The organism is Acinetobacter legionensis, from assembly GCF_048552295.1.
Classification (GTDB): domain Bacteria; phylum Pseudomonadota; class Gammaproteobacteria; order Pseudomonadales; family Moraxellaceae; genus Acinetobacter.
Window position 1 is genome coordinate 51,189 of record NZ_JBIMCW010000018.1, and the last position, 25,549, is coordinate 76,737.

General features: G+C 39.7%; 22 protein-coding genes. 13 read left to right on the forward strand and 9 right to left on the reverse strand.

The genetic code is table 11. The annotated features are described in order from the left end of the window. The first annotated feature begins 123 nt into the window (after window positions 1-123). Window positions 124-1,299 carry an MFS transporter gene (locus tag ACG916_RS14500; RefSeq protein WP_004718835.1) on the forward strand — a complete coding sequence of 392 codons (1,176 nt, stop codon included), beginning with the start codon at window positions 124-126 and terminating at the stop codon, window positions 1,297-1,299. A 174-nt stretch (window positions 1,300-1,473) separates the two neighbouring features. Here the strand turns inward: ACG916_RS14500 and ACG916_RS14505 are convergent, their stop codons facing one another. Together ACG916_RS14505 and dapB are read right to left on the reverse strand one after the other, a co-directional pair. Then, on the reverse strand, window positions 1,474-2,124 hold the full coding sequence (locus ACG916_RS14505; RefSeq protein ID WP_151956668.1) for an START domain-containing protein: 651 nt from the start codon (window positions 2,122-2,124) through the stop codon (window positions 1,474-1,476). A gap of 57 nt (window positions 2,125-2,181) precedes the next feature. After that, on the reverse strand, window positions 2,182-2,997 hold the full coding sequence (gene dapB, locus ACG916_RS14510; protein ID WP_004718838.1) for a 4-hydroxy-tetrahydrodipicolinate reductase: 816 nt from the start codon (window positions 2,995-2,997) through the stop codon (window positions 2,182-2,184). A gap of 289 nt (window positions 2,998-3,286) precedes the next feature. On the opposite strand from dapB, the gene ACG916_RS14515 reads away from it, so the two are divergent. Beyond that, window positions 3,287-3,478 (forward strand): hypothetical protein, encoded by a 192-nt coding sequence (locus tag ACG916_RS14515; RefSeq protein ID WP_004818247.1) that lies wholly within the window; start codon window positions 3,287-3,289, stop codon window positions 3,476-3,478. Window positions 3,479-3,753: 275 nt separating this feature from the next. Next, a complete protein-coding gene (locus tag ACG916_RS14520; RefSeq protein ID WP_004818245.1) occupies window positions 3,754-3,975 on the forward strand; it encodes a hypothetical protein in 222 nt (73 codons plus the stop codon). Window positions 3,976-4,055: 80 nt separating this feature from the next. Here the strand turns inward: ACG916_RS14520 and dnaJ are convergent, their stop codons facing one another. From dnaJ to ACG916_RS14540, 4 genes are all read right to left on the reverse strand, one after another. Further along, entirely contained in the window at window positions 4,056-5,168 is a 1,113-nt protein-coding gene (gene dnaJ / locus ACG916_RS14525) for a molecular chaperone DnaJ (protein ID WP_004718844.1), read from the reverse strand. 93 nt (window positions 5,169-5,261) lie between these two features. Continuing rightward, on the reverse strand, window positions 5,262-5,639 hold the full coding sequence (locus ACG916_RS14530) for a hypothetical protein (RefSeq protein WP_004718846.1): 378 nt from the start codon (window positions 5,637-5,639) through the stop codon (window positions 5,262-5,264). Between the two features lie 136 nt (window positions 5,640-5,775). Next, complete coding sequence (locus ACG916_RS14535) at window positions 5,776-8,922, reverse strand: efflux RND transporter permease subunit (RefSeq protein ID WP_151801881.1); 3,147 nt, start codon at window positions 8,920-8,922, stop codon at window positions 5,776-5,778. A gap of 2 nt (window positions 8,923-8,924) precedes the next feature. Then, complete coding sequence (locus ACG916_RS14540; RefSeq protein WP_419330248.1) at window positions 8,925-10,025, reverse strand: efflux RND transporter periplasmic adaptor subunit; 1,101 nt, start codon at window positions 10,023-10,025, stop codon at window positions 8,925-8,927. A 149-nt stretch (window positions 10,026-10,174) separates the two neighbouring features. On the opposite strand from ACG916_RS14540, the gene ACG916_RS14545 reads away from it, so the two are divergent. Next, window positions 10,175-10,795 carry a TetR/AcrR family transcriptional regulator gene (locus ACG916_RS14545; RefSeq protein WP_262084767.1) on the forward strand — a complete coding sequence of 207 codons (621 nt, stop codon included), beginning with the start codon at window positions 10,175-10,177 and terminating at the stop codon, window positions 10,793-10,795. A 226-nt stretch (window positions 10,796-11,021) separates the two neighbouring features. Then, a complete protein-coding gene (gene ppc / locus ACG916_RS14550) occupies window positions 11,022-13,712 on the forward strand; it encodes a phosphoenolpyruvate carboxylase (protein ID WP_419281038.1) in 2,691 nt (896 codons plus the stop codon). A 41-nt stretch (window positions 13,713-13,753) separates the two neighbouring features. Here the strand turns inward: ppc and ACG916_RS14555 are convergent, their stop codons facing one another. Continuing rightward, complete coding sequence (locus tag ACG916_RS14555) at window positions 13,754-14,419, reverse strand: hypothetical protein (RefSeq protein ID WP_315079505.1); 666 nt, start codon at window positions 14,417-14,419, stop codon at window positions 13,754-13,756. Window positions 14,420-14,482: 63 nt separating this feature from the next. On the opposite strand from ACG916_RS14555, the gene ACG916_RS14560 reads away from it, so the two are divergent. From ACG916_RS14560 to ACG916_RS14575, 4 genes are all read left to right on the forward strand, one after another. Then, window positions 14,483-14,914, forward strand: coding sequence for a hypothetical protein (locus ACG916_RS14560; protein ID WP_262084765.1), 432 nt, complete (start codon window positions 14,483-14,485; stop codon window positions 14,912-14,914). Window positions 14,915-14,916: 2 nt separating this feature from the next. Further along, window positions 14,917-16,236 (forward strand): LysM peptidoglycan-binding domain-containing protein, encoded by a 1,320-nt coding sequence (locus ACG916_RS14565; RefSeq protein WP_419330246.1) that lies wholly within the window; start codon window positions 14,917-14,919, stop codon window positions 16,234-16,236. A 14-nt stretch (window positions 16,237-16,250) separates the two neighbouring features. Beyond that, complete coding sequence (locus ACG916_RS14570; RefSeq protein ID WP_262084764.1) at window positions 16,251-16,712, forward strand: hypothetical protein; 462 nt, start codon at window positions 16,251-16,253, stop codon at window positions 16,710-16,712. A gap of 318 nt (window positions 16,713-17,030) precedes the next feature. Next, window positions 17,031-18,332: a solute carrier family 23 protein gene (locus ACG916_RS14575; RefSeq protein WP_004718863.1), complete on the forward strand. Its 1,302-nt coding sequence runs from the start codon at window positions 17,031-17,033 to the stop codon at window positions 18,330-18,332. A 49-nt stretch (window positions 18,333-18,381) separates the two neighbouring features. On the opposite strand, the gene ACG916_RS14580 is transcribed toward ACG916_RS14575, so the two are convergent. Together ACG916_RS14580 and ACG916_RS14585 are read right to left on the reverse strand one after the other, a co-directional pair. Beyond that, window positions 18,382-19,098 carry a nucleotidyltransferase domain-containing protein gene (locus ACG916_RS14580; protein ID WP_419330244.1) on the reverse strand — a complete coding sequence of 239 codons (717 nt, stop codon included), beginning with the start codon at window positions 19,096-19,098 and terminating at the stop codon, window positions 18,382-18,384. Between the two features lie 181 nt (window positions 19,099-19,279). Next, a complete protein-coding gene (locus tag ACG916_RS14585; protein ID WP_151957664.1) occupies window positions 19,280-20,410 on the reverse strand; it encodes a TDT family transporter in 1,131 nt (376 codons plus the stop codon). A 207-nt stretch (window positions 20,411-20,617) separates the two neighbouring features. Between ACG916_RS14585 and ribF the strand changes: the two genes are divergently transcribed. From ribF to ACG916_RS14605, 4 genes are all read left to right on the forward strand, one after another. Then, window positions 20,618-21,619, forward strand: coding sequence for a riboflavin biosynthesis protein RibF (gene ribF / locus ACG916_RS14590; RefSeq protein WP_262084761.1), 1,002 nt, complete (start codon window positions 20,618-20,620; stop codon window positions 21,617-21,619). Window positions 21,620-21,680: 61 nt separating this feature from the next. Further along, on the forward strand, window positions 21,681-24,521 hold the full coding sequence (gene ileS / locus ACG916_RS14595) for an isoleucine--tRNA ligase (RefSeq protein ID WP_096732450.1): 2,841 nt from the start codon (window positions 21,681-21,683) through the stop codon (window positions 24,519-24,521). Further along, window positions 24,514-25,053, forward strand: coding sequence for a signal peptidase II (gene lspA, locus ACG916_RS14600; protein WP_004718873.1), 540 nt, complete (start codon window positions 24,514-24,516; stop codon window positions 25,051-25,053). Before ileS ends, lspA begins: the two co-directional genes overlap by 8 nt. Then, entirely contained in the window at window positions 25,046-25,531 is a 486-nt protein-coding gene (locus ACG916_RS14605; protein WP_004818226.1) for an FKBP-type peptidyl-prolyl cis-trans isomerase, read from the forward strand. The genes lspA and ACG916_RS14605 overlap by 8 nt, the downstream gene beginning before the upstream one ends. The last annotated feature ends 18 nt before the right edge of the window (window positions 25,532-25,549 follow it).

Consider the following 25,549-nt stretch of genomic DNA (forward strand, 5'->3'; position numbering starts at 1 on the left):
TTGCGAAGCTTTATTTTGTCATTTCATCAAAATAGCGGCTGAAAAGTAAATGACCATCCTCGTGATTGACCGCACACTGTTACATCCCATCATTTTCAATATGCTGTATATTTGAGATTTCTCATGAAATTAAATTTTCCCTTACTCGCATTGGCGATTGGTGCTTTTGCAATAGGAACAACTGAATTTTCTCCTATGGGCTTTCTTCCCCAAATTGCAGAAAATTTGAATATTTCAATCCCAACCGCAGGTATGCTGATCACCGCTTATGCACTCGGAGTTATGATTGGCGCACCGTTTATGACCTTATGGTTTGGACGGTTCCCACGACGTAAAGCGCTTATTCTAGCCATGATTATTTTTACCATTGGCAATATTCTCGCTGCAATTGCCCCCAATTATTGGGGCTTAATGGCCGCTCGAATCCTGACCAGCCTCAATCATGGGGTGTTTTTCGGGATTGGTTCCATTGTTGCAACAAGCGTCGTACCTAAAGACAAACAAGCCAGTGCTGTTGCTACCATGTTTATGGGCCTCACCATTGCCAACATCGGTGGTGTGCCTTTAGCCACATGGGTTGGGCAGAATATTGGTTGGCGTATGTCATTTGCAGCAATCGCCTTACTCGGCGTGATTACTATGCTGTCACTATGGAAAGCCTTGCCTGAAGATAAAGCAAGTCAACGTCCTGATGTCAAAGCAGAATTAAAAGTGCTGACTCGGTTGCCTGTGGTTCTTGCATTGCTCACCACTGTGATGAGTGCAGGTGCAATGTTTACCCTCTATACCTATATTGCGCCTAGCCTACAAAACATCACCCATGCAAGCCCAATGTTTATTACTTTGATGCTGGTACTGATTGGGATTGGTTTTTCAATTGGTAATCACTTAGGTGGGAAATTTGCAGACCTGTCACTGACCAAAACATTGACCAGTTTCTTGCTGTTACTGATGGTGAGCATGTTGCTGTTCCCAATACTGGCTCAAACTCAAATTGGTGCAGCATTGGCACTGATTGTCTGGGGAGCAGCAGCCTTTGCAGTGGTCCCACCTTTACAAATGCGTGTCATGTCTGTTGCTCATGAAGCACCTGGATTGGCGTCCTCTGTGAATATTGGGGCATTTAATTTAGGCAATGCTTTAGGTGCAACAGCTGGTGGAGCAGTATTGAGTATGGGCATGAGTTATGCTGCGGTGTCTATTGCAGGTGCGGTACTTACAGCTTTAGGGTTAGTGCTGGTTTTTATTCAAATGAAAATGAATAAAGCACCTGCTCAACAATATAGCCATTCAGCGTAGCGCTTAACAATCGCCACAAAGACTGCAAGTAACCTTTCTTTCTACATCAACACATTGAGAAAGGTTACTTTCAATAGTTAAATGAGCGGAAAGATCTGCCAAGCTTTATTTTTTCGAATATAGCGTTGTTTCGTCAATAAGTGATCTGCTTCAGAATTATTGATCAAACAATGCCTATTTTAAAATATCAGGCAAAGCTGTAAAGGGTTTATTCTTTGCCAATTCTGTTTTCATTTTCTGCAACATCTGATAAGGCTGCTGTTCGACCAAAATATTGGTTAAGCTTGCAGGAATGGAACCTTCTGGATTGGCGTGTCCAGAGGTAATGACTTTGACTTTATTGGCACCCAGTTTTTGAAAGATCCAATCACCTGAATAATCTTTTAAACGCACATAGTCAGGATTCAGTGCTTTACCTTGCTGAATCGCAGAATTTTTAATAAAAATACTGCCATTTGCATCTTTAGACATGGTTCCTTTGACCACCATATCGCGATCTTTTAACGGAAAGGGAAAATCTAAAACCATATAAATGCTGAATTCACCTTTTTTATCATCGCGAGATAACACTTCAGCTTTGGCAACATTGGGGACCCATTTCGGTGAGTTTTTAACATCCAATACCAAAGCAACAGCACGATCAATTGGTACGTCTAATGTTGTTTCAGCTTTATAAGACAACACAGAATTACTGGCATCCTTGTATGTCCATACCTGAATGTTATTTTTATTCAAACTCAATTTGGCATTGCTTGGTAAAGCAGCTTGTGTAGTCAGGCCAAAAGCACTGATTACACAAGCAAATAACATCACTGTTTTTTTCATTTTTGAATGTTCAAAATTTGACTAATTGTTTTAATTCTATCGCATCAGATTTTAAGCTTAAATATCATTTAAGCCTAAAACGTCTTTCATATCGTATTTTTTTGCATCTTTGCCGACAACCCAAGCGGCTGCACGTACAGCACCAGCAGCAAAATTCATACGATTCGTGGCTTTGTGTGTCACTTCTACACGCTCACCTTCGCCAATAAACATCACTGTATGTTCGCCCACAATATCACCACCACGAATCGTTTCAAAGCCAATGGTTTCACGTTCACGTGGACCTGTATGTCCCTCACGACCATAGACAGCAACTTTCTTTAAATCACGACCCAGTGTGTCAGCAACAGCTTCACCCATCATCAGAGCAGTACCTGATGGTGCATCTACTTTATGACGGTGATGCGCTTCAATAATTTCAATATCCACAGTATCGCCAAATACTTTAGCTGCCAGCTCAAGTAATTTAATCGAAACATTCACACCCACTGAATAATTTGCCGCATAAACAATCGGTGTCTGAGTCGCAGATTGATTTAATAGCTCTTTTTGTTGATCCGAGAAACCAGTTGTACCAATCACCATTGCAACACCAGCAGCACTGCATAGTTTTAAATTATGTTCAGTTGCAACAGGCGCAGTAAAATCAATTACCACATCCACATCTTTGAGGATCTCTTCCAAGTTGCCAACCACTTTAATCCCCACAGCACCAATTCCTGCAAGCTCTCCTGCATCTGCACCAATTAATGTGCTTTCCGGGCGCTCTACTGCAGCAGCAAGTTGAAAACCTGCTTGTTGTACAGCTTGAATCAATGTACGGCCCATACGGCCACCTGCACCTACAATACCAATGCGTGGAGCTGCTGACATACGATCTTCCTAAATCTGAATTTGAAAATTTGGCTCTACTATAACAAAACTCGGTTCTAAGACGACGTTTCAATATAAAAAAATACTGTGATCTTTTTGCTTGCTTTGGGATCTGATGCGCTCATTGGTCCGGAATAGCCTGAACGAATAAATAGATTAATTTTATAAAATATATCGGTAAAACTTTGAAAAATTTACAACTTTTCAAATTTATTTCATCAAAATGCAAAAATCCCACAGCAGACTACATGCCACGAATGAAAAGAATATGGCTTATAAGGAGATCAATATGCATTCGAATAAAATGGCTTTCGCTCTAGTACTCGGCATGATGATGACAAATGTTTGGGCTGAATCAGCACCTACAACAACATCAGCAACAACTGAAGAAAAAACACTTGTTCAACCCAATAGCAACACTGCATCTGAACCTCAAACAGAAGTTCGTGTTGAAGATATTGATGCACCGATCATCGAGTAATAAGCACCTATTTTTCAGCGGTTGAGGGTATGTCCAATATCTTCGACCTGTCTTTTTTTAAAATAGCCCAATTCAATTGTAATCATCATCATAAAAATCAGGCTTTATCGCTAAACATTAACAGTTATATTATTTTTAAATCATCTAAAAATTTATTGAAATGTATATTAAATTACAGCTAAAAATAACTAAAAAGTAAAAATTAAATTTTTCAGATCTATTAAACTAAAAGCGCTTGGATGCAATCATAAAAAGCGAATATCAAAGGAAATACCATGCAACTCAAAAAAATCATTTTAGGATTGGTGATAACAACAACTGTTTCACTCGTTTGGGCCGAAGACACAACGCCTACATCCTCTCCCGCTCCATCATCAGAATCATCGACACCAGCAACACATCCCGCGGTGATACTCCCCCAAGATGATAATTCAATAGATGCGGCCCCGGATGACAACGAATTTGATTTATCACCATCAGATCAAGCATCAAAATAAAAAAACGGAGCAACAAGATCTGTTGCTCCGTTTTTACATCTTCAATGTTTAGCTTGCTAAATGAAAAGGTCTAAACTCAATTAGTCAAATAAACGATCGAAGAAAGATTTTTTCTTCGGTGACGATTTATTGTCATCACTTTCCATCGTGGCTTGAAGTTCTTTCAATAGCTCACGTTGGCGGCTGGTCAAATGTACAGGTGTTTCCACCACAATACGGCAAAGTAAGTCACCTTGCATACTGCTACGTACAGGTTTTACCCCTTTACCACGTAGTCGGAACATTTTACCAGTTTGTGTACCTTCAGGAACTTTCAAACTAACTCGACCATCCAATGTTGGAATTTCAAGTTCTTTACCTAAAGCAGCATCTGCGATACTGACAGGTACATCCATATATAAGTCTGCACCATCACGTTGGAAGATATCGTGCTCACGCACTACGACTTCAACGTATAAATCACCAGATTGACCATCACGGATCGCTTCACCTTTACCTGTTAAGCGAACGCGATCACCATTATCAACACCTGCAGGAATAGTAACTTCAAGAGTCTGCTGACGATCTGATACACCTGAACCATGACATTTGCTGCATGGATTTTTAATAATTTTACCTTGTCCACGACAGGTACTACATGTCTGCTGAACAGAAAAGAAGCCCTGTTGCATACGCACTTGACCTGCACCATGACAAGTCTTACAGGTTTCTACATCATTTGGATTTTTTGAACCTTTACCATCACACACATCACAAGGTGCTGGTGCAGTAAAGGTAATGGTTTTCTTAACGCCTCGCACCGCTTCTTCAAGCGTTAATTCCATGACATAACGCAGGTCGGAACCACGACGCGCACGTTGCTGACCGCGGCCACCACCGCCAAAAGCGCCACCGAAGATGTCACCAAACTGACTGAAAATGTCTTCGGCGCTGAAACCACCACCAAAGCCACCGCCGCCCATACCACCTTCAAAGGCGTTATGACCCATACGGTCGTACATGCTACGTTTTTCACCGTCAGAAAGAATTTCATATGCTTCCGCACATTCTTTAAACTTTTCTTCAGCTTCTGAGTTGTCAGGATTACGATCTGGATGATACTTCATCGCCAACTTACGGTAGGCTTTTTTAATTTCATCATCACTAGCGGTTTTAGCAACACCTAAAACCTCATAATAATCACGTTTAGCCATGATTGGCGATGCTCCACAAAATTTGATAATACTTCTATGCAGAGTAAATTGGGGGCGATGTTATTTTTTACAAGCGTGAAATGTGGTTTTTTTTTAAAAAACAGCTTTTTTCTGTAAATATTTAGTAAAACCTTTGAGCCATGTATTGAGTAAATATAACCACGCAATGGCACTAAATACCACACCTGCCACAGTGCACGCTTTTACCCAAATGAAACTGTCCCAATAGAAAAAGATTAACGGAATAAACCATAGCGCAGCAAAGGCTGCCAAAATCAAAAAAATGAGAGCATTGCGCATAATCCACAACGCTTGCGCATGTATCCATACCTCTGCATTATCTGCCACTGCTACTTTACGTGCTAACCAATACGCCAACACGGCTGTAATCACCGTAAACAATGCAAGAAACATAAACAAATAAGAGCTCGTAATAAATTTACGATGCTGTTCTGGATTTGTTTGCCCCATGGGTGTTTTTGACCTCAAATTTATTGCATACCGATTTACTTATTATGCAATAAAATTTCCTATGTTATTTTCTGTTAAAGATTAAGTGCTACTATATTGAAGTTTTCAATTTTTCGCACCTAATATTCTCAACAATTTATGTATTTTCTGTAGTTTTTTTAATCTTAAACCAAGTCGCATACAACGCTGGTAAGAAAAATAACGTTAAAAGTGTCGCAATAATTAAACCACCCATAATAGCCACTGCCATTGGTCCAAAGAAAATACTCCGAGAAAGCGGAATCATGGCCAATACCGCTGCCAAGGCGGTGAGAATAATGGGACGGAATCGACGAACTGTAGCATCCAAAATCGCATCCCATTGATTCTGCCCAGCTCGAATATCTTGTTCGATCTGATCAATCAGAATCAGTGAGTTACGCATAATCATTCCAGATAATGCAATGGTGCCCAGCATCGCCACAAAACCAAAAGGCTTATTGAATAAGAGCAGGAATAATACCACCCCAATTAAACCTAACGGCGCTGTCAAAAATACAATGAATGAGCGCGAAATACTCTTTAACTGCAGCATCAGCAAAGTAAATACCACCGCAAGGAATAATGGCATCCCTGCATTTACAGAAGTTTGCCCTTTTGCCGACTCCTCTACCGCGCCACCAACTTCTAGCAAATAACCACTTGGTAAGGTTGTACGAAGCTGATCCATTTTTTCAGCCAGCTCATTGACCACCGTTGCAGGCTGTAACTTGGTCCGAATATCTGCACGTACAGTAATGGTCGGTAAACGATTGCGGTGCCAAATCAAACCATCTTCAAATTTATATTGGAGTGTAGCGATTTGCGCCAAAGGTACGGTGGTGCCTTTGCTTGTTGGAACAGCAAGACTGGATAATGCTTCAACATTGACTCGCTCAGCCTGATCACCGCGGATACGAACATCAATCAGCTCACGTTTTTCACGATATTGATTGATAATTGCACCCGATATTGAACTGTTTAAAAAATTCGCCAAATCTTCTGAGGTCACACCCATTTGACGGGCACGGTCTTGATCAATCACCAAAGAAATGATTTTACTTTGCTCACCCCAGTCCAAATGAACATTTGCGGTATTTGGATTTTCACCCACCAGTTGAGCAACTTTTTGCGCCTCCTGACGAACAATTGCAATATCTTCACCTGATACACGAAATTGCAATGGATAGCCGACTGGAGGACCATTTTCTAATAAAGAGACACGGATACGCACCTGCGGCAATAATTGGCGAATTTGTGTATCTAAGGATTTACGAATTTCATCACGATCATCCAATGACGATGCTAAAACCACAAATTGTGCAAAACTGGCTTGTGGCATCTGTTGATCTAAAGGCAGATAGAAGCGTGGTGTACCTGTTCCTACATAAGCAACATAATTATCAATGCCCTTTTGCTTGGATAAAAATGCCTCGACTTTCTTCACGGCATCTTCAGTTGCAGTCAGTGATGCGCCTTCTTCCAATTTTAAATCAACCAAAATTTCAGCACGGTTTGAAGACGGGAAAAATTGTTGGGGTACAAACTTAAACATCACCACAGACAGGACAAAAACCCCAACCGTAATTGAAATGACGGTTTTTCTATAGGTGACACACCAATTCACCAACTTTCTAAAGCTTTGGTAAAATTTAGATTGATATGGATCAAAATGCTCACCAGTATGATGAATCACGGGCTGAGGTTCTGGTTGCTTTCGTAATCTTGCGAGAAGACGCTGATACCACGGCGCTTTTTGTGGCACTTTGTTAAAATCTGGAAGTAACTTATCGCCTAGATAAGGAACGAAAACCACAGCAGCAATCCATGAAACAATTAAGGCAATGGTCACCACTTGGAAAATTGAACGGGTATATTCCCCTGTGCTTGATGCGGCTGTAGCAATAGGTAAAAAACCTGCTGCGGTAATTAATGTTCCTGTCAGCATTGGAAATGCCGTACTGGTCCATGCAAAACCAGCTGCCTTCATCCTGCTATAGCCCTGCTCCATTTTGATGGTCATCATTTCGACAGCAATGATGGCATCATCAACCAATAACCCTAAGGCCAGAATCAAGGCTCCTAGAGAAATCTTATGTAAGCCAACATCAAATAAATTCATGCCTGCAAAAGTCATCGCAAGCACCAGCGGAATCGAAAATGCCACCACCAAGCCTGTACGAAAACCAAGCGAAAAAAAGCTCACCAATAAAACGATAATGACTGCTTCTGCAAGAACTTTGACAAATTCATGAATACTGCGTTGAACAGCCACAGGCTGATCTGAAACTTTTTTCAGTTCCATACCTAAAGGCAGTGATTTTTGTAAGGTTTTAAATTCCGTTTCTAGGTTTTTACCCAATGCGATGATGTCACCACCTTTACGCATAGAAACCGCTAAACCAATTCCATTCTCGCCCATAAAACGCATGCGAGGTTGTGCAGGCTCACTAAATCCACGATAAACGTCAGCAACATCGCCCAGTTGAATGGTTCGATTTCCCACCAACAATGGCATTTTTTTCAAATCATCGACACTTTTTAAAGCACCACTGACTCGCACTTGAATACGGTCAGTGCCTGTTTCAAAAAAGCCTGCACTGGTCACACTGTTTTGCTTTGCCAAGGCTTCTTGGATTGCAGTAACTGGTACGCCCATTTGCACGGCTTTGGTGTTGGAAAGCTCAATCCAAATTTTTTGATCTTGTAAGCCCACCAGATTGACTTTACTGACATCTTTTACCCGTTGTAAGCGAAGCTGTAACCGGTCTGCATATTCTTTTAACGTTGCATAATCAAAATCTTTGCCTGTTAAGACATAGATATTCCCAAAGGTGTCACCAAATTCATCATTAAAGAACGGCCCCTGAACACCAGAAGGTAACTGTGTTTTGATATCGCCTACTTTTTTACGCACTTGATACCAAACATCTGGAATTTGGTTAGATTTTAATGAGTCTTTTGCCATAAACATGACCATAGACTCACCCGGACGCGAGTAAGCCATAATCTTGTCATAGAGCCCTGTGCTCATCAGTTCTTTTTCAATTTTATCGGTAACTTGTAAAGAAACCTCTTGAGCTGTTGCACCAGGCCAATAGGTTTGTACCACCATGACTTTAAAAGTAAATGGTGGATCTTCACTCTGAGAGAGCTTTGAATAGGAAAATAGCCCAACAATACCGAGCAAAATCATAAAATAAAGTACTAATCCTTTATTTTTGAGTGCCCATTCTGACAAGTTAAAGGCGTTAAATGGACTCATGATCATGCTCCTTTTTGAACAGTTACAGCACGATTTTCACGGTCTACCGGTTTTATTTTTTGCTTTTCACGAAGTAAATGTACCCCTCCTACAACCACCCATTGCCCAGGATTTAAGCCATTCACAACAGTAACGCTGTCACGACCATAGCTGCCCAAAGTCACTGAAACTTTACGAATCGTTTGATCTGGATTCACCACCCAGATATAGGCTTGATTATTGTTTGCTGAGACGCTAGATAAAGGCACACTCAATACATTTTGAATATTTTGATTAAAAAATACCCGCGCACTTTGCCCAAGTTGAATAGCGGACTGCCCTTCTTTTAAAGCCACTTTAACCATAAATGTACGTGATTGATCGGCTGCTGGAGAAATCTCTCGAACATAGGCAGCAAATCGATCTTGAGGTTTAGACCATAAAGTTACCCATGCATTTTGACCGACTTTAATCTCTGCAATGGCTTGTTCAGGTACACCTATCACCACTTCACGATCACCATCAATCGCCAGTTGGTATGCCGCTTGCCCTGCTGAAATCACTTGCCCAGTTTCAATATTACGTTGGGTAATCACCCCATTTTTATTGGCAATCAATTGGTTATAACCTGTTTGATTGGCGCTCACATCATAATTAGATTGGGCTTGTTTTAAACTTGCCTGAGCAGCATCATATTGATTTTTCACTGAATCATACTGTGAACGACTCACGGCATTGATCGGTAAGAGCTGCTGAAAGCGTTTAAATTCATCTGCTGCAGCCTTAGCCGCAGATTGTGCACTTTCAAGTTGTGCTTTGGCTGAATTCAATTGTAATTGGGCATCTTTCACATCAAGTTTTGCTAAGACTTGCCCAACTTTGACACGAACCCCAACATCGACATAGCGTTCTGTAATTTGTCCCCCGACACGGAATGCCAATGCTGTTTGCTGTCGAGCTTGAACATCCCCCGCATAACTTTTTTGGTCTTCATGTGATGTTGCAGGTTGCGTCACCATCACCAAGGGAATTTGTTCCGCTTCAGGTGCTGGTTTGCTACACCCCACTATTGTTACACTACACAATACCAATAGGCTCGTGATCATTAAATTTAAACTACGCATAGGCAAGGCTCTTAATCAAATGCATTTTTTCGGGCAAAATAGAATGAGTATATTTATTTGCTCATTTTTTAATTAATATACTGCATGGTACAGTAATTGTGAATCATGTATAGAGTAATTGACCTATTTTTCTTTTTTTGGAACTTATTGTGCAAATAACAGCTGGACGTCCCAAGGACTTAGAAAAACGGAAACACATTTTGGAAGCCGCCAAAAAGCTATTTCTAAAATTGGGTTATCATGGTTCAAGCATGAACCAAATTGCCAAAGAAGCAGGCGTCACAAAGCTGACGGTATATAACCATTTTCAAGATAAAGAAACTTTATTTTGCTGCTCCATTGAAGAGACTTGTGCTGCATCCATCAATGCCCGGCCATTGCAGCTCAATGCTCAAAGTAATTTTTATGCGCATTTTTTTCAGGCGTGCGAGTTGACACTCACTGTTATTAGCTTACCTGAAGCCATTAAACTTGAGCATTTGCTGTTAGAACTTGCCGCAGAAAAAAATCCTTTAGCTTTACAGTTTTATAATTCTTCCCATCAAAGAATGTGTGCAGTCTGGCAAGATTTTTTCCAACAAGCGGGCACGCTTAAATTTATTCAAGCAGATAACATTGAAAAACAAATCAATCTGATTCTGTCATTATTATTGGGTGTTCGACACCACGAGGTCTTATTGGGGATCCGCCCAATTCCCACCGAAGATGAAAAACAGCAAATCATCACCGAAAGTATTGATTTATTTATGATGAAATATAAAGCCAACTGAAATTATTTAAAAACAAAATAATGTCCAATTGTTGTTTAAGGCATACTCAATGCATATCGCATAGGCTTGTTGATATCAAAAGGGCAAAAACTAAAGCTAAATATCCAAATTAAAATTAAGCCAAAGCCGACTTCTTGCACAGTCATTTACATACTTTTGTAGGGAGTCTCTTGGATTGTGGTGGAATCACGTTATATTCGAGATAACAAGAACTGGAGAGTAACAAATGGTTCAACAAATTGATGCTCCGCTGCGTGAAGATGTACGCTTACTCGGAAACCTTTTAGGCGAAACGCTAAAGGAACATGCAGGACAAGATTTGTTTAATCAAATTGAACAAATTCGGGCTTTAGGTAAAGGTGCTCGAGATGGTCAAATTGAAGCAGAAAAACAACTTGAACAATTATTTTTAAATTTAAAAGATGATGAAATTCTGCCACTCACCCGCGCCTTTTCACACTTTCTAAATTTTGCCAATATTGCTGAACAATATCACGTTGTGCGTAGTCGTCGTCAAAGTGAGTGCGATGAAAATTCGCCATCACCCAATGTGCTGGATCATTTGTTTAGCAAATTCAAAGATCAGCAAATTTCAGCAGAAACGCTCTATAAACAAATTTGTGAATTAAAAATTGAATTGGTTCTCACGGCGCATCCAACCGAAGTCAGTCGTCGTACTTTAATCCAAAAATATGATGGCATTAATCATTGCCTGTCTACTTTTGACCAGCAAAAACTGACACCTAAGCAACGTGCAGATGTGTTAACCGATTTAAAACAACTGATCTGTTCTGCATGGCAAACTGACGAAATCCGTCAGCATCGCCCAACCCCGATAGATGAAGCAAAATGGGGTTTTACCACGATTGAACAGACCTTATGGAATGCGGTTCCAAAATTCATCCGTGAATTGGATGACCTCGTTCAGGACAATTGTGCAAAGGTTTTGCCTTTGGATATTTCTCCAATTCGTTTTGCATCTTGGATGGGGGGTGACCGTGATGGTAACCCGAACGTCACCCATAACATTACTCAAGAAGTTTTGTGGTTGTCACGCTGGAAAGCGGCTGACCTTTATGTACGTGATATCGAAGATCTTCGTTGGGAACTCTCGATTGAAGCCTATTCCAATGAGCTACTTCAAGCTTTGGGTTATAGCCATCCTGAACCTTACCGCGAATATTTACGTGCGACCCGTGAACGCCTCAAAGCAACCCGTCAATGGTTGGCTGATAAATTACGTGGTCAACATTCAGATGTAGATCGCAGTTTAATCATTCGCCATAAAGATGAATTGTTACAACCGTTATTACTTTGCTATCGTTCACTAATGGCATGTAATTTACCTGAGATTGCCAATGGTAAATTGCTCGACTTTATCTATCGAGTAAATTGTTTCGGTATTGAATTGCTTAAACTGGATATTCGCCAAGAGTCAGGTCGTCATCGCCAAGCTATCTCAGCAATTACCGAATATCTCGGTTTGGGTAATTTTGAGACATGGACAGAACAAGCGCGTCAAAATTTCTTATTGCAAGAATTACAAAGCAAACGCCCGTTATTGCCTAAACATTTAAATGAGCCTTCAGGTAGTCTGATTGAAAACCCTGATGTTCAAGAAGTCTTTGCAACCATGCGTACTTTGGCTGAACAACCCAAAGAAAGCTTAGGCGCTTATATCATTTCAATGGCGGAATATCCAAGTGATGTTTTGGCGGTACTGTTACTACAAAAAGAAGCGGGAATTGAGCATCCATTACGCGTTGTTCCTTTATTTGAAACCTTGAAAGACTTGGATGGTGCTGCAAGTACCATGAGTACCCTGTTCAATATGCACTGGTATAAACAGCATATCCAAGCTAAGCACGAAGTCATGATTGGCTATTCGGACTCGGCCAAAGATGCTGGCTTTATGTCCGCAAACTGGGCCCAGTATCGTGCGCAAGAAGAGTTAACGGCAATTGCCAAACAACACGGCGTTCAACTGACTTTGTTCCATGGTCGCGGTGGTTCAATCAGTCGTGGTGGTGCACCGACGCAACAAGCATTATTTTCTCAACCACCGGGTTCAATTTCAGGCGCAATCCGTGTGACTGAACAAGGTGAAATGATTCGCTTTAAATTTGGTCTAGAAGAAATTGCCTTACAAAATTTGGAAATTTATGCTGCTGCAACCTTAGAAGCGACATTATTACCACCGCCTGTGCCAAAACAAGCATGGCGAGATTTGATGCACAGCATGACGGATTTATCTGTTCAGGTTTATCGTCAGACCGTGCGTGAAAATCCTCATTTTGTTAAATATTTACGTACCGTCACCCCTGAGCTTGAGTTACAAATGTTGCCACTTGGTTCACGCCCTGCAAAGCGTAAAGTCAGTGGTGGGATCGAATCTTTACGTGCCATTCCTTGGGTTTTTGCCTGGACCCAAATTCGTTTAATGCTTCCTGCTTGGCTGGGTACTGGCGCAGCGATCAACCAAGTGATTGATCAAGGTCAAAAAGCGGTATTGGATGAAATGTTAACGGAATGGCCTTATTTCCAAACCTTAATTGATATGTTGGAAATGGTTCTCTCTAAAGCCGACTCAAATATTGCACTGTATTATGAATCTCATCTTACCGATGATGAGGACTTAAAAGTACTTGGTGCTGAATTACGTCAACGCTTGCATGATGCAGTACAAACCCTGTTGGCGATGAAAGGTGAATCGCAGCTGTTAAGTTCCAATGATGTACTTGATCAAGCCATGAAAGTACGTAAGCCGTATTTATTACCCTTGCATTTATTACAAGCCGAATTGATGAAACGTCGTCGTGCATACTTGGCTGAATGTCAGGCGGAGCATACGCCTGTAGATCATGCACTGATGGTCAGTATTGCTGGTATTGCGGCAGGTTTACGTAATACGGGTTAAGTTCAAGTTTCTTTGAAGGGGTACATAGGTACCCCTTCAACTTAGTGACCCTTGATAAAGTCATTTCTTTGATTATGGATATAGGCAGAAAAGCATTGGTTTCTTGTTTGGAAGCAAATATTAAAACTGCTACTCATCCAAGTATCGACTTGACTTTGTTTATAGAAAATTTCTGCAATAGGATGAAGGTAATAATTAAACCCATCTGCTTGTTGCTCAAAAGAACTATAACTTCGTGCATTGCTATACAAGTTGTTTAAATCTTGCGTTATTTCCTGAATATTTTGGTTAAAAAACCAAACGATTACATCGTTATTTTGAAATTCACGAGTTCGATAAACGCCTGTTTCATCACATTCAACCGCAAAAATTTTTGCACCTGAATCACTAAAGCTTGAATAGAGCAATTTGGATGATTGGATTTGCTCATGCTGACCAACCTCCATTTCACGAATTTGTCTCGATATATTTAAACATTCTGGTAATTTTTTAAGATCAGATTCAGCATTATTAATAAAAAGTCTTATTGCTTTATCAATGACATACATTTCACCCGTTCCCGTGATAACACCGCCATCCCACCCATACAACTTTACATCGTCATATTCCTCAAAATCATTGATATTTTTATCTTTTAATTGAATGTTTTTGTTATCTACAGCAACCACTACACCATCCTCAAGTTGTATAGCAATGATAAAAGTCATATTGTTCATTTTTGTAAGATATGCTAAACATATAATATCAACAAACTAATAAATGGTATAGTCATGGCTGGTGGTTCACAAATCATCATTTCAAAAAATGGCATAACAATTAAAACACCAAATGATTTTAAAGTTTTTGCCGGGCAACATCAGTTTAAAACGGGAAGTCGTGTTAAAGCTGAAATTCCAACACTTCCTATCTTAAAAGAAGAGACTCTATTTAGTAATAAATGGGATTTTTATGATCTTTTTTACCAGACTGATTTTTCTAATGTGAAATATAAACTCATCAATAATAAAAATAACACCTATGTTTCAGGAACACTGGATCAGCATGGGCGAACTCAAAGACTAAGCTCGGACCATAATGATAACTACGATATTCTCATTGGTACAGAAGAAGATTGGACCGTGTCTGTAGATGATGGTCTTGACGATGAGGACGCGTTTGAATACCTATGCCGTTCACATGACCAGCATGATCAAGAGGTTTAATGATGGATTGCTTAGCAAATATTAAATTTCTTGATGCATTAGAACAACCTATTCAAGGATTAGTCCATCAACTTTGGGTGGGGTCTTCTCTTATATCTGATCATGTTACTCCTGCCAGTGGTGAATCTGTTTGGTTTAAGCGACCTATAGGCACGATGATTGATGTGAGGATCAGGAGTAGTACATCTGGGGAATATCAATCTAAAGTCAAAATACAGCTGGTTGGAGAAAAAACAATTTTTATTGTTCGTAGCCCAAAAGTTTTACTGAAAGGCGTGAATCTTTCTACAAAGGATGTGGCAACTGGTACTTATCTAAGATCAACCTATATTGTGGCTGAAGGTGATTATTTATCTCGAATAGCGAATGATAATCAAACAACGACATCAGAATTGATCAAAATAAATAATTTAAAAAGTGATACAGATATTCATCCTGGGCAAGTGCTAAAAATCCCTGTCAAAAAAACAGCAACTCCTGAAAATAAAACTAAGCCAGTAGAAACAAAGCCTCGTCAGCAAGAAAAAACCACGATCATTGTGGTTCAGTATAAAGATACATTAACTTTAATTGCAAAGCTTACAGCTAATACGGTCGATGAAATTAAAAAGCTTAATGGGCTAAGCGATGATCATCTCCGTGAGAACCAAAAGTTAAAAGTCTATGACCGAAAAGTAGGGCTCACTCAAGCAAAAGCTAAAATTGAGAGCAAGAAAGATAAGAAATCTACGCCACCAAAAGTAAAACAGAATGCTTCTCAAAACAAAGAAGAATCTCCTGTGGCTGAAGTGGAAGCACCTGATCCTGTCAATACTAGTGGCTTATTACCAGAGGCATGTGGAGGAGAAAAGCATTACAAACGGGCATTAGCTAGAATTTCTGAACTTCATCCAATATATCAACCCTACATAATTCAATTAATTAATACTGGCTACCAAACACTCAACATATGTTGGACAATTACGGATGGTTATAGAAGCCCTGCAGCACAAGGCGCTTTATCTGGCGGGGTTACAAAAGCGGGACCATTAAAAAGTTATCACCAATATGGTTTGGCTGTAGATGTTTGGTCTGTGCGAGATGGTGAAATTGTTGCCTATAATCAGAAATTATCTCCACAAGACAGAAGAAATAGTGCAGAAGAAGATCATAAAAAATTAGGACCAATTGGTGAACAATTAGGATTAGTATGGGGTGGTCGATGGAAATCCCTAATTGATAGACCTCATTTCGAATTACATCCGAATGGAAAAACATGGCGTGACTTAAGACCTCAACTTTTAGTACTTGGTATAAGTAATTATAAAAAATTAAATTTTTAGCTTTCGGAGTGTTTATGAAAAATGTTTTAGCCTTGTTATTTTTTATTTTTATAGTTGGAGGTTGTACAACTAAAATCACTGATTCTTATAAATATACAGGATATGAAATTAAAAATAAATTTAAAATCTTACAGAGCTTTATCATAGATTATGAAATTGAAAATGGAGGTCCCGTCTTTGATAATGAAATTAGTATCTATAAATTAGATAAAAAAAATTGTGTGATTATTTCTCAAATAGATGGTGATTCTGGAGTATATGGAACTGAGACAATATTATATTTTTTCAATTCAAAATTTTTAACAGGTTACAGAGAAAATTATAGTTATACTGTTTTAAATAATGAAGGAACTCTAAAGTCGAAAATTCCAAAATATGAGAAGCATATGATTAATAATAAAAATCTTGTCGAGTTAGAAAAAGAATTTCAAAATTATATAAAGTATATAAACAGAAGAACGTTGAATCAGTGCTAACGAAAAATGAAACTATTAATTTAGAATAGAAGCAATTTCACACAAATAAAATGCCTAATTCATCAACAATTGCAAAAAAATCTCAATTTGAATGGAAAAAATTTAAGCAGTTACAAAATCCTGAATTATTCTTCTTTTTTATATTTATATTTTTTAATACTTTGATTTTACGCACTAACATCATTCAAATATTTGACCAAATGGTACAAAACATCAATTTTCCCTAATAAATGCAAGTGCTTAGTTTGACTAAAATGATTAAAACTCTCGAAAAGAAAGCGTATGATGTGTCCAATTTGTTTTTTGAGTGCTCAATTTATGTCCAACTGGTTTCCCAAATGGCGTCCTTATTCTGGCAGCATTGATGCAAGACCTGTCGGTACCAATGAGTATTTACCTCCTGCGCAAAGTGTCGTTTTAGGGATTCAACATGCATTTGCCATGTTTGGTGCAACTGTACTCGCACCCTTTTTAATGGGCTTTGACCCAAACCTTGCCATTTTAATGTCAGGGATTTGTACCATCTTATTCTTTATTGTTACGGGTGGTCGTGTTCCAAGTTACCTAGGTTCAAGCTTTGCCTTTATTGGGGTCGTAATTGCTGCAACTGGCTATGCTGCATCAGGTACAGGTACACCAAATGCAAATTTAGCTGTTGCAGCTGGCGGGATCATGGCATGTGGTGTGTTGTATGCAATGTTCGGCTTACTCGTCATGGCAACGGGAACCAAGTGGATTGAAAAACTCATGCCACCAGTGGTGACTGGTGCAGTGGTCATGATCATTGGTTTAAACCTTGCGCCTGTTACGGTGAAAGGTGTCGCTGGTAATGACTTTAATATGTGGATGGCCTTGGTCACTGTACTGTGTATGGGTTCAATTGCTGTATTCACGAAAGGGCTATTACAACGCTTATTGCTCTTGGTTGGGTTGTTATTGGCTTATTTGATCTATTTCATTGTTGCAAATGTAATGGGAAATGGAACACCGATTAATTTCACGCCTATTCAACAAGCCGCATGGTTTGGTACACCCACTTTCCATTCACCTGTTTTTGATCTCAATGCAATGTTAATTATTGCCCCGATTGCTTTAATTTTAGTGGCAGAAAACTTGGGGCATATCAAAGCAGTCAGTGCCATGACTGGCGAAAACCTAGATCCACAAATTGGTAAAGCTTTTGTTGCAGATGGTATTGCAACCACGCTTTCTGGTGGTGTCGGAGCACCGGGTATGACCACCTATGGTGAGAATATTGGTGTAATGGCCGTTACTCGTGTTTATTCTACAATTGTTTTTGTTATTGCGGGTATTTTTGCAATTTTCTTAGGGTTTTCACCTAAATTTGGCGCAGTTATTCATACCATCCCAACGGCGATTTTAACAGGTGCTTCAATCGTGGTCTTTGGTTTAATTACCATTGCGGGTGCGAAGATTTGGATTGAAAACAAAGTCGATTTTTCTCAAAATAAAAACTTGATGGTTGCCGCAGTAACAATCATTTTAGGAACAGGTGACTTTGCCCTTCAATTTGGTGATTTCAACTTGGGTGGTATTGGTACTGCAACGTTTGCAGCATTGATTCTCAACTGGTTCTTTAGCTTAAAAGATAAATCATAATTATAAATTTAACCTATTTTAAGCAGCCAAAAGGCTGCTTTTTTTATTTTTATATAATGTGAGCATCTATCCACAAATAAACGTTTTTTATTTCTTGGAGAGAGGTCTCACTCGATACATTTGGGTGATCAAGTTCGTTTAACAAGTATTGAAACGCTGCTTTTTGTTCAGGATATACATCTATCGCTTGTGCCACAGTATCATTTAAATTGCATGGCCATCCTTCTATATTATCCAATGTTAAAGGGAGCAGTCGTATTATCCGTTTAATTAAAGATTTTTTAAGGTTGATTAATTCTTTTGCTGTTTGATCAGATGCATCTAATATACGTAAATAACCTTGTATATCTGCATCATAACCACTATTTATCGCCTTAATTACATCTCGATCAATCTGAACATCGTTAAAAAGCGCAGATAAATCTTCTCCATAAATGTGCTGACAAAAGAATTTGATCCATGCTCCCCAACTTTGTAGGGAATGCTTATTTAAAACCTCGTCTAGAAAACCAATATCGACATCAACTTTAGGCAGAAATGGGTGTAAAACCTTAAGATTTGCGCTTATTTCAGCAATCTTTTCATTTAAATTATTAGGTTTATTTTTAAAAACAACACAAAGGTCTAAATCTGACTGACCGATAATTGCAATGCCTTGAGCGACACTGCCATAAACATAGATACTATGTAAATCTTCGGTAAAGCTGCGACTAAAAGCGTTAATCACCTCTTCTAGCACGGGCTGAAATGCTTTTTGAATCCTCATTGATTGCAACATTCATCCATTTTTAAATTTTCTCAAACCAACATCATACTGCTTATATAATATTTATTTTGTATTTCAATATTAAAAAAGCCCAATTGTCATCAATAGACAATTGGGCTTGGGCGATTTTATCATTGGTTCTTAATGATTGTTTTATAGACTGATTAACAAGGTTTTCTGTTTATTCACGTTCTAAAAAAGTCTTTAAACAAGGAGAAAAAAACAAATTCCCTTGATACATCCCCCGCAAAGTTTTGCTCATCACCATCACCCACAACATCATTAAAATTGCAGCAAATGCTAAGCCTGTATCTACAATAAAACTGAGATGTAATTGGTGACCTAAACTCAATATTGCCAAGGTAAATACACCCAGTGGGAAAGTCAGGCCCCACCAACCAAGATTAAATGGTAGCTCGGTTGCCGCATGTTTAAGTGTGGTTAGAACTGCGATTGCAACCCACCACACACCAAAGCCAAGCAAAATAAAACTTGCCACAATCCCAGCATTTTGAAAGAACACACCTAAATTTTCTAACTGAATCAATGCCAAGACTTGAGGAGCCTGAGCACCTAGAACCAAGAGTGCCAATGCACCTGTACCAATTGGCCCTAAAGCTAACCAGCTCGTAATTGCCAACTCTTTGCTCGGCAATTGATGTACAGCCAAACGTAACATCAGAATGGTGAGAATCCCAAAAGCAGGCAATACAGACATCCCCCACAGCATATAACTGGCGAATAAAATAGCCACTGCCTGTTGACTAGCATGCATATGCGCTAAAAGTAAGCCGCCTGATGTTGCTGCAACTTCACAGGCCACAATTGGCAATAGCCACATTGCAGTCATTGTATGCAATTGATGATCTTGTTTATGGAACATACAAAACGGTACCAGCACCCCGATACCCACCGCTAAAACCACATCGACGTACCACAACAACTGCGCAATTTGGAACGCAACATCACCATACATAGGTATGCCATATTTTAAAAAGCCATTTAGTACCGTTGCCAACCCCATTGGAATTGCACCTAAAAAGAGTGCCATTGCGGGATGGGAAAAAATCTGCTTCGCTTCTTGAGGATAGATGAGCCAGCGTAGAACATACAGTATGATAAATACAGTAAACAGTAGTGTGTTGAACTGCCATAAAATAGTTGCCAGCTGCCATAAAAAATCAGATGCAAACGGAAATTCAGGCAAGATCAGTGCAACAACCCCTGTTCCCATGGTCATGGTGAACCAGTTTGGCGTAAACTGTCGAATCACATCACCTGTTTGTTCAAGTTGGTAAAATGGCTTTTTCATTGCTTCATCCTCATTTCAGCAGATAAATTGATTATAAAAGCATCCTCTAATAAATAAAATTGATTTAATTTCATAAAATGAATCAACTTTACTGATATAAAAGTATTCTCAGTCATTTTTTTCTGGATAAAAACACAACAACAAAGACGAAACTGTGAGATTATGGCAATATATAGTCCTTTCAAATTTTAAGCTTATTTTGAAACCATGCAGCTGTTACGTCTAAATGCCTTAGCACCAAATTTTCAATTGCCCCAAACCGCTGTGACGATTGGCAATTTTGATGGTGTCCATTTGGGACATCAGGCGATGGTTTCTCAACTCAAAGAAGTGGCGAAAGCCCAAAATTTAAAAACCTTGGTGATGATTTTTGAGCCGCAACCTTTAGAGTTTTTCAAAGGTTATGAAGCACCACCACGGATTTCATCACTCAGAGAAAAAGTAGAATATTTATCTGAATTGGGTGTCGACTATATTGCTATCGCTAAATTTGATAATCAATTCCGTAGCTTAAGTGCTGAAAACTTTGCAAGCCTGTTAAAAAACAAACTCAATGCGCAAAGTTTGATCTTAGGTGATGATTTTCACTTCGGTAAAGACCGTCAAGGCAATAGTGAATTTTTAAAACAATATGGTTTTGATGTCACCAATCTCAATACCATTGAATTTAATGGCGAACGTGTCAGTTCAACCCGTATTCGCCAAGTTCTCCAAGCGGGTGACTTATCACTTGCAGCAAAATTATTAGGTCGTCCATATAGCATGATTGGTCGTGTGCAATATGGTGATCAAATTGGTCGTACTTTGAATTTTCCAACCATCAATGTTCGACTTGGCCGTCATAAACCCTGTTTAAGTGGTATTTATGCTGTTGATGTTATTTGCGAAAGTACCTCATTGACACAGAAAGTCAGAGCTGAGAACCCCGATAAAATAGGTGTTGCTGGCTATCAAACAGATGCGTTATTTGGTGCGGGCCATGTGGGAACACGCCCTGCAATCAAACAAGAACATCCAGAATGGCGATTAGAAGTACATTTTCCAAATGTTTCTGCTAATCTGTATGGTCTGTTAATGCGAGTCACTTTCCTCGACTATTTACATGGTGAATTAAATTACCCATCACTTGAAGCGCTTCAGGCGGGAATTGATGATGATGTCGAGCGTTTGCTTGAGTTTCGCAAAAACACCCCCAAATTTCCTTTTTAACTTAAACTTTTATTGTAAAACGCGTCAGCAATGGTGCTGATAATATTGGATGACAACTTGCATGAGCGATAAGCAAACTTCTGAAAATGCAGTGGATTATAAAGCCACGCTAAACCTACCAGGTACTGAATTTGCAATGAAAGCAAATCTCGCAGTACGTGAAGCAAAATGGTTAGAAGAGTGGTATGCCGACAACATTTATCAGCAGATTCGTGCTTCGCGTATTGGCAAGAAAAAATATATTCTGCATGACGGTCCTCCATATGCAAATGGTTCATTGCATTTAGGTCATGTCGTCAATAAAGTTTTAAAAGACATTATTGTTAAAAGTCGTACTTTAGATGATTTTGACGCACCTTATGTTCCAGGTTGGGACTGTCATGGTCTACCAATCGAACTCAAAGTCGAAGAAAAAATCGGTAAAGTTGGCGTAAAAGTTGACGCATCGACTTTCCGTAAAGCCTGCCGTGAATATGCATATACCCAAGTCGAATTACAGAAAAAAGACTTTGTTCGTATGGGCGTGTTTGGAGATTGGGATAATCCATATCTCACCATGAACTTCAAACAAGAAGCAGATATTGTTCGCGCGCTCGGTGAAATTGCCAAAGCAGGTCATATCGAACCTGGTCTAAAACCAGTGAACTGGTGTATGGATTGTGGATCATCACTTGCTGAAGCAGAAGTGGAATATGAAGATAAAAAATCTGATGCAATTGATGTGGGTTTCGGTGTTGTAGATCTTGCTGATTTGTCTGCAAAAGTTGGTGTCAGCGTTAACAATCCAACAGATATCGTGATTTGGACAACGACACCTTGGACATTACCTGCAAACCAAGCGGTTGCCTTACATGCGGATATTGCCTATCAATTGGTGGAAGTTCAGTCTGAGCGTGGTACACAAAACTTAATCTTAGCCAAAGATTTAGTTGAATCTGCATGTGAACGTTACAAACTTGAACAACCAAAAGTATTGGCTGACTTTGTTGGTGCGACGCTCGAAAACTTACAATTACAACATCCATTGATTGTAGATCGTCAAGTACCTGTGATTTTAGGTGAACATGTCATTGCAACCAGTGGTACAGGTGCTGTGCATACTGCACCTGGACATGGTGTGGACGATTATAAAGTTGGCTTAATCTATAACTTAAAAGTTGAAAACCCTGTAAGTGGTAATGGTGTATATTTACCGACTGCGCCTCTTTTTGCAGGCGAGCACATTTATAAAGCCAATCCAAAAATCATTGAAGCATTAACAGATGCTGGCAAACTCTGGGCGCATCTGCCGATTAAGCACAGTTACCCGCATTGCTGGCGTCATAAAACACCAATCATCTTCCGTGCAACCCCACAATGGTTTATCAGCATGGATGCGAATGGGTTACGCCAAGATGCTTTAAATGCAATTGAAAACGACATCGACTTTGTCCCTGATTGGGGTAAAAACCGTATCAAGTCAATGATTGAAGGTCGCCCAGACTGGTGTATCTCTCGTCAACGGACTTGGGGTGTGCCGATTCCATTCTTTGTACATAAAGATACCAATGAATTGCACCCTCGTACCGCAGAGCTCATTGAAGATGTGGCGAAGCTCATCGAAAAAGAAGGCATTGATGGTTGGTATAATCGTGAAGCCAAAGCATTTATCGGTGATGATGCTGAGCAGTACAATGCTGTTCGTGACACGCTCGATGTATGGTTTGACTCAGGTACAACGCACTATGCAGTATTGCGTGAACGTGCAGAACTGCAAGATCCTGCTGATTTATATCTTGAAGGTTCTGACCAACATCGTGGTTGGTTCCAGTCTTCATTGCTCACGTCGATTGCGATCCATAAACGTGCACCTTATAAAGCCCTGCTTACACATGGTTTTACCGTGGATGAAAAAGGTCGCAAATTATCGAAATCATTGGGTAACTTTATCCCACTTGAAGACATCATCAAGCAGTTAGGTGCTGATGGTTTACGTTTATATGTTGCATCAAGCGATTATCGTTATGAAATTGCCGCAAGTAACGAAATCTTTAGCCGTGTAAGTGACAGCTATCGTCGTATTCGTAATACTTTACGTTTCTTATTGGCAAACTTGAACGGCTTTAAACCATCAACAGATGCGTTACCTGTGGACCAATTGATTGCATTGGATCAATACATCCTACAACGTGCAGCAGACGTACAGAAAACCATTCAACAAGCTTATGAAGATATGAACTTCCATGTCGTCACCAATGCTTTGACCAGTTTCTGTATCAATGATTTGGGTGGTTTCTACTTAGACATCATCAAAGACCGCCAATACACAACTAAAGCTGATTCAACAGCACGTCATTCTGCTCAAACCGCGTTGTATCATTTGGTTCAAGCCTTTGTTCGTTGGATGAGCCCTATCTTGAGCTTTACAGCACAAGAAGCGTGGCCATTGATTCCAGAACAAACTGAAAAATATGTATTTACAGCGCATTGGTATGATATTCCAGTGGCATCAAGCACCAACTTGATCTCTGAAGCAGATTGGCAAACCTTAATTGAAGTCAAATCTGCGGTTAATAAACAGATTGAGACAGCGCGTAATGCTAAATTGGTCGGTAGTAACCTGTCTGCTAAAGTTGAACTTTGGGCAAATACAGACCTACAAAACGTCTTGAAGCAATTGGGCGATGAGCTTCGTTTTGTCTTGATCACCTCTCAAGCAATTGTTTATGACTACGCTGAGCAAGGTGAAGCAACAGAGCTTGAAGGCCTACGTGTTAAAGTTTCTGCTGCTGAAGGCGAAAAATGTGCACGTTGCTGGCATGTCCTTCCAGATGTGAATACACATCATGCACATCCAGGCCTTTGTTCTCGTTGTATTATTAACCTTCCTACAGGTCAAGGTGAAGAGAGAAAATATGCCTAATCCGCAAAATAAAAAGGGCTTATTACAGTTTTATCCGCATAATTTGATGTGGCTTGGACTTTCTGTCCTTGCCATTATCATTGACCAATGGACAAAAAACATTGCAAGTGCAGAGCTGACTTATGCTCAGCCTGTACCTGTATTGCCCTTCTTAAATTGGACATTACTGCATAATTACGGCGCAGCATTTAGCTTCTTGTCTGATGCGGGCGGTTGGCAGCATTATTTATTCACAGGTCTTGCAGGCGTTGTATCGATCATCTTTATTTTTTGGCTCATGCGTATGCCAAAAACCACGCTGATCTTACCTGCTGCAATCGCATTGATTCTTGGTGGTGCATTGGGGAATTTAATTGATCGGGTAACATTAGGTTATGTGGTCGATTTTATTCATTTGCATTACCAAGGCAGTAGTTTCCCTGCATTCAACATTGCCGATAGTGCGATCACTCTCGGTACGATTTTATTGTTAATTGATACCTTCTTTTTAGAAAAGCATCGTATTCAACGTGCGGAAGCGCAAAATGACTGAACAAATGATTAACCCCAATGACGAAACGCGCGTTGCGGATGGCTCAAAAGTAGAACTGCATTTTTCTGTTGCCATCGAAAGTGGTGTTGAAATTGATAACACACGTAGCCGTGAAGAGCCTGTAAGCTTAGTGATCGGGGATGGCAGTTTATTGCCAGGTTTTGAAAAAGCCTTATTTGGTCTTCGTGCAGGTGACCGTCGTACTGTTAGCCTTCCACCAGAAGATGCTTTCGGTCCGTGGAATTCTGAAAATGTGCAAAAATTCGATACAGTAAAATTTGAACAACGTCCTGTTGAAGGCCACATGATTGAGTTTGAAGACAAAGCCAAACAAAGTCTATTTGGCGTGGTTAAAACTGTCGGTGAAGACATCACTGAAGTGGATTTCAACCATCCACTCGCAGGTAAAAATATCACTTTTGAAGTAGAAATCTTCAAAGTTACCCCTGCGGGTCAACAAGGTGTGAAAATTATGTAAGCCTTTGCTTATATAGTA

Coding starts and splice junctions, on each gene's coding strand:
- ACG916_RS14500 (WP_004718835.1), top strand. CDS start 124: ATGAAATTAAATTTTCCCTTACTCGCATTGGCGATTGGTGCTTTTGCA.
- ACG916_RS14505 (WP_151956668.1), bottom strand. CDS start 2,124: ATGAAAAAAACAGTGATGTTATTTGCTTGTGTAATCAGTGCTTTTGGC.
- dapB (WP_004718838.1), bottom strand. CDS start 2,997: ATGTCAGCAGCTCCACGCATTGGTATTGTAGGTGCAGGTGGCCGTATG.
- ACG916_RS14515 (WP_004818247.1), top strand. CDS start 3,287: ATGCATTCGAATAAAATGGCTTTCGCTCTAGTACTCGGCATGATGATG.
- ACG916_RS14520 (WP_004818245.1), top strand. CDS start 3,754: ATGCAACTCAAAAAAATCATTTTAGGATTGGTGATAACAACAACTGTT.
- dnaJ (WP_004718844.1), bottom strand. CDS start 5,168: ATGGCTAAACGTGATTATTATGAGGTTTTAGGTGTTGCTAAAACCGCT.
- ACG916_RS14530 (WP_004718846.1), bottom strand. CDS start 5,639: ATGGGGCAAACAAATCCAGAACAGCATCGTAAATTTATTACGAGCTCT.
- ACG916_RS14535 (WP_151801881.1), bottom strand. CDS start 8,922: ATGAGTCCATTTAACGCCTTTAACTTGTCAGAATGGGCACTCAAAAAT.
- ACG916_RS14540 (WP_419330248.1), bottom strand. CDS start 10,025: ATGCGTAGTTTAAATTTAATGATCACGAGCCTATTGGTATTGTGTAGT.
- ppc (WP_419281038.1), top strand. CDS start 11,022: ATGGTTCAACAAATTGATGCTCCGCTGCGTGAAGATGTACGCTTACTC.
- ACG916_RS14555 (WP_315079505.1), bottom strand. CDS start 14,419: ATGACTTTTATCATTGCTATACAACTTGAGGATGGTGTAGTGGTTGCT.
- ACG916_RS14560 (WP_262084765.1), top strand. CDS start 14,483: ATGGCTGGTGGTTCACAAATCATCATTTCAAAAAATGGCATAACAATT.
- ACG916_RS14565 (WP_419330246.1), top strand. CDS start 14,917: ATGGATTGCTTAGCAAATATTAAATTTCTTGATGCATTAGAACAACCT.
- ACG916_RS14570 (WP_262084764.1), top strand. CDS start 16,251: ATGAAAAATGTTTTAGCCTTGTTATTTTTTATTTTTATAGTTGGAGGT.
- ACG916_RS14575 (WP_004718863.1), top strand. CDS start 17,031: ATGTCCAACTGGTTTCCCAAATGGCGTCCTTATTCTGGCAGCATTGAT.
- ACG916_RS14580 (WP_419330244.1), bottom strand. CDS start 19,098: ATGAGGATTCAAAAAGCATTTCAGCCCGTGCTAGAAGAGGTGATTAAC.
- ACG916_RS14585 (WP_151957664.1), bottom strand. CDS start 20,410: ATGAAAAAGCCATTTTACCAACTTGAACAAACAGGTGATGTGATTCGA.
- ribF (WP_262084761.1), top strand. CDS start 20,618: ATGCAGCTGTTACGTCTAAATGCCTTAGCACCAAATTTTCAATTGCCC.
- ileS (WP_096732450.1), top strand. CDS start 21,681: ATGAGCGATAAGCAAACTTCTGAAAATGCAGTGGATTATAAAGCCACG.
- lspA (WP_004718873.1), top strand. CDS start 24,514: ATGCCTAATCCGCAAAATAAAAAGGGCTTATTACAGTTTTATCCGCAT.
- ACG916_RS14605 (WP_004818226.1), top strand. CDS start 25,046: ATGACTGAACAAATGATTAACCCCAATGACGAAACGCGCGTTGCGGAT.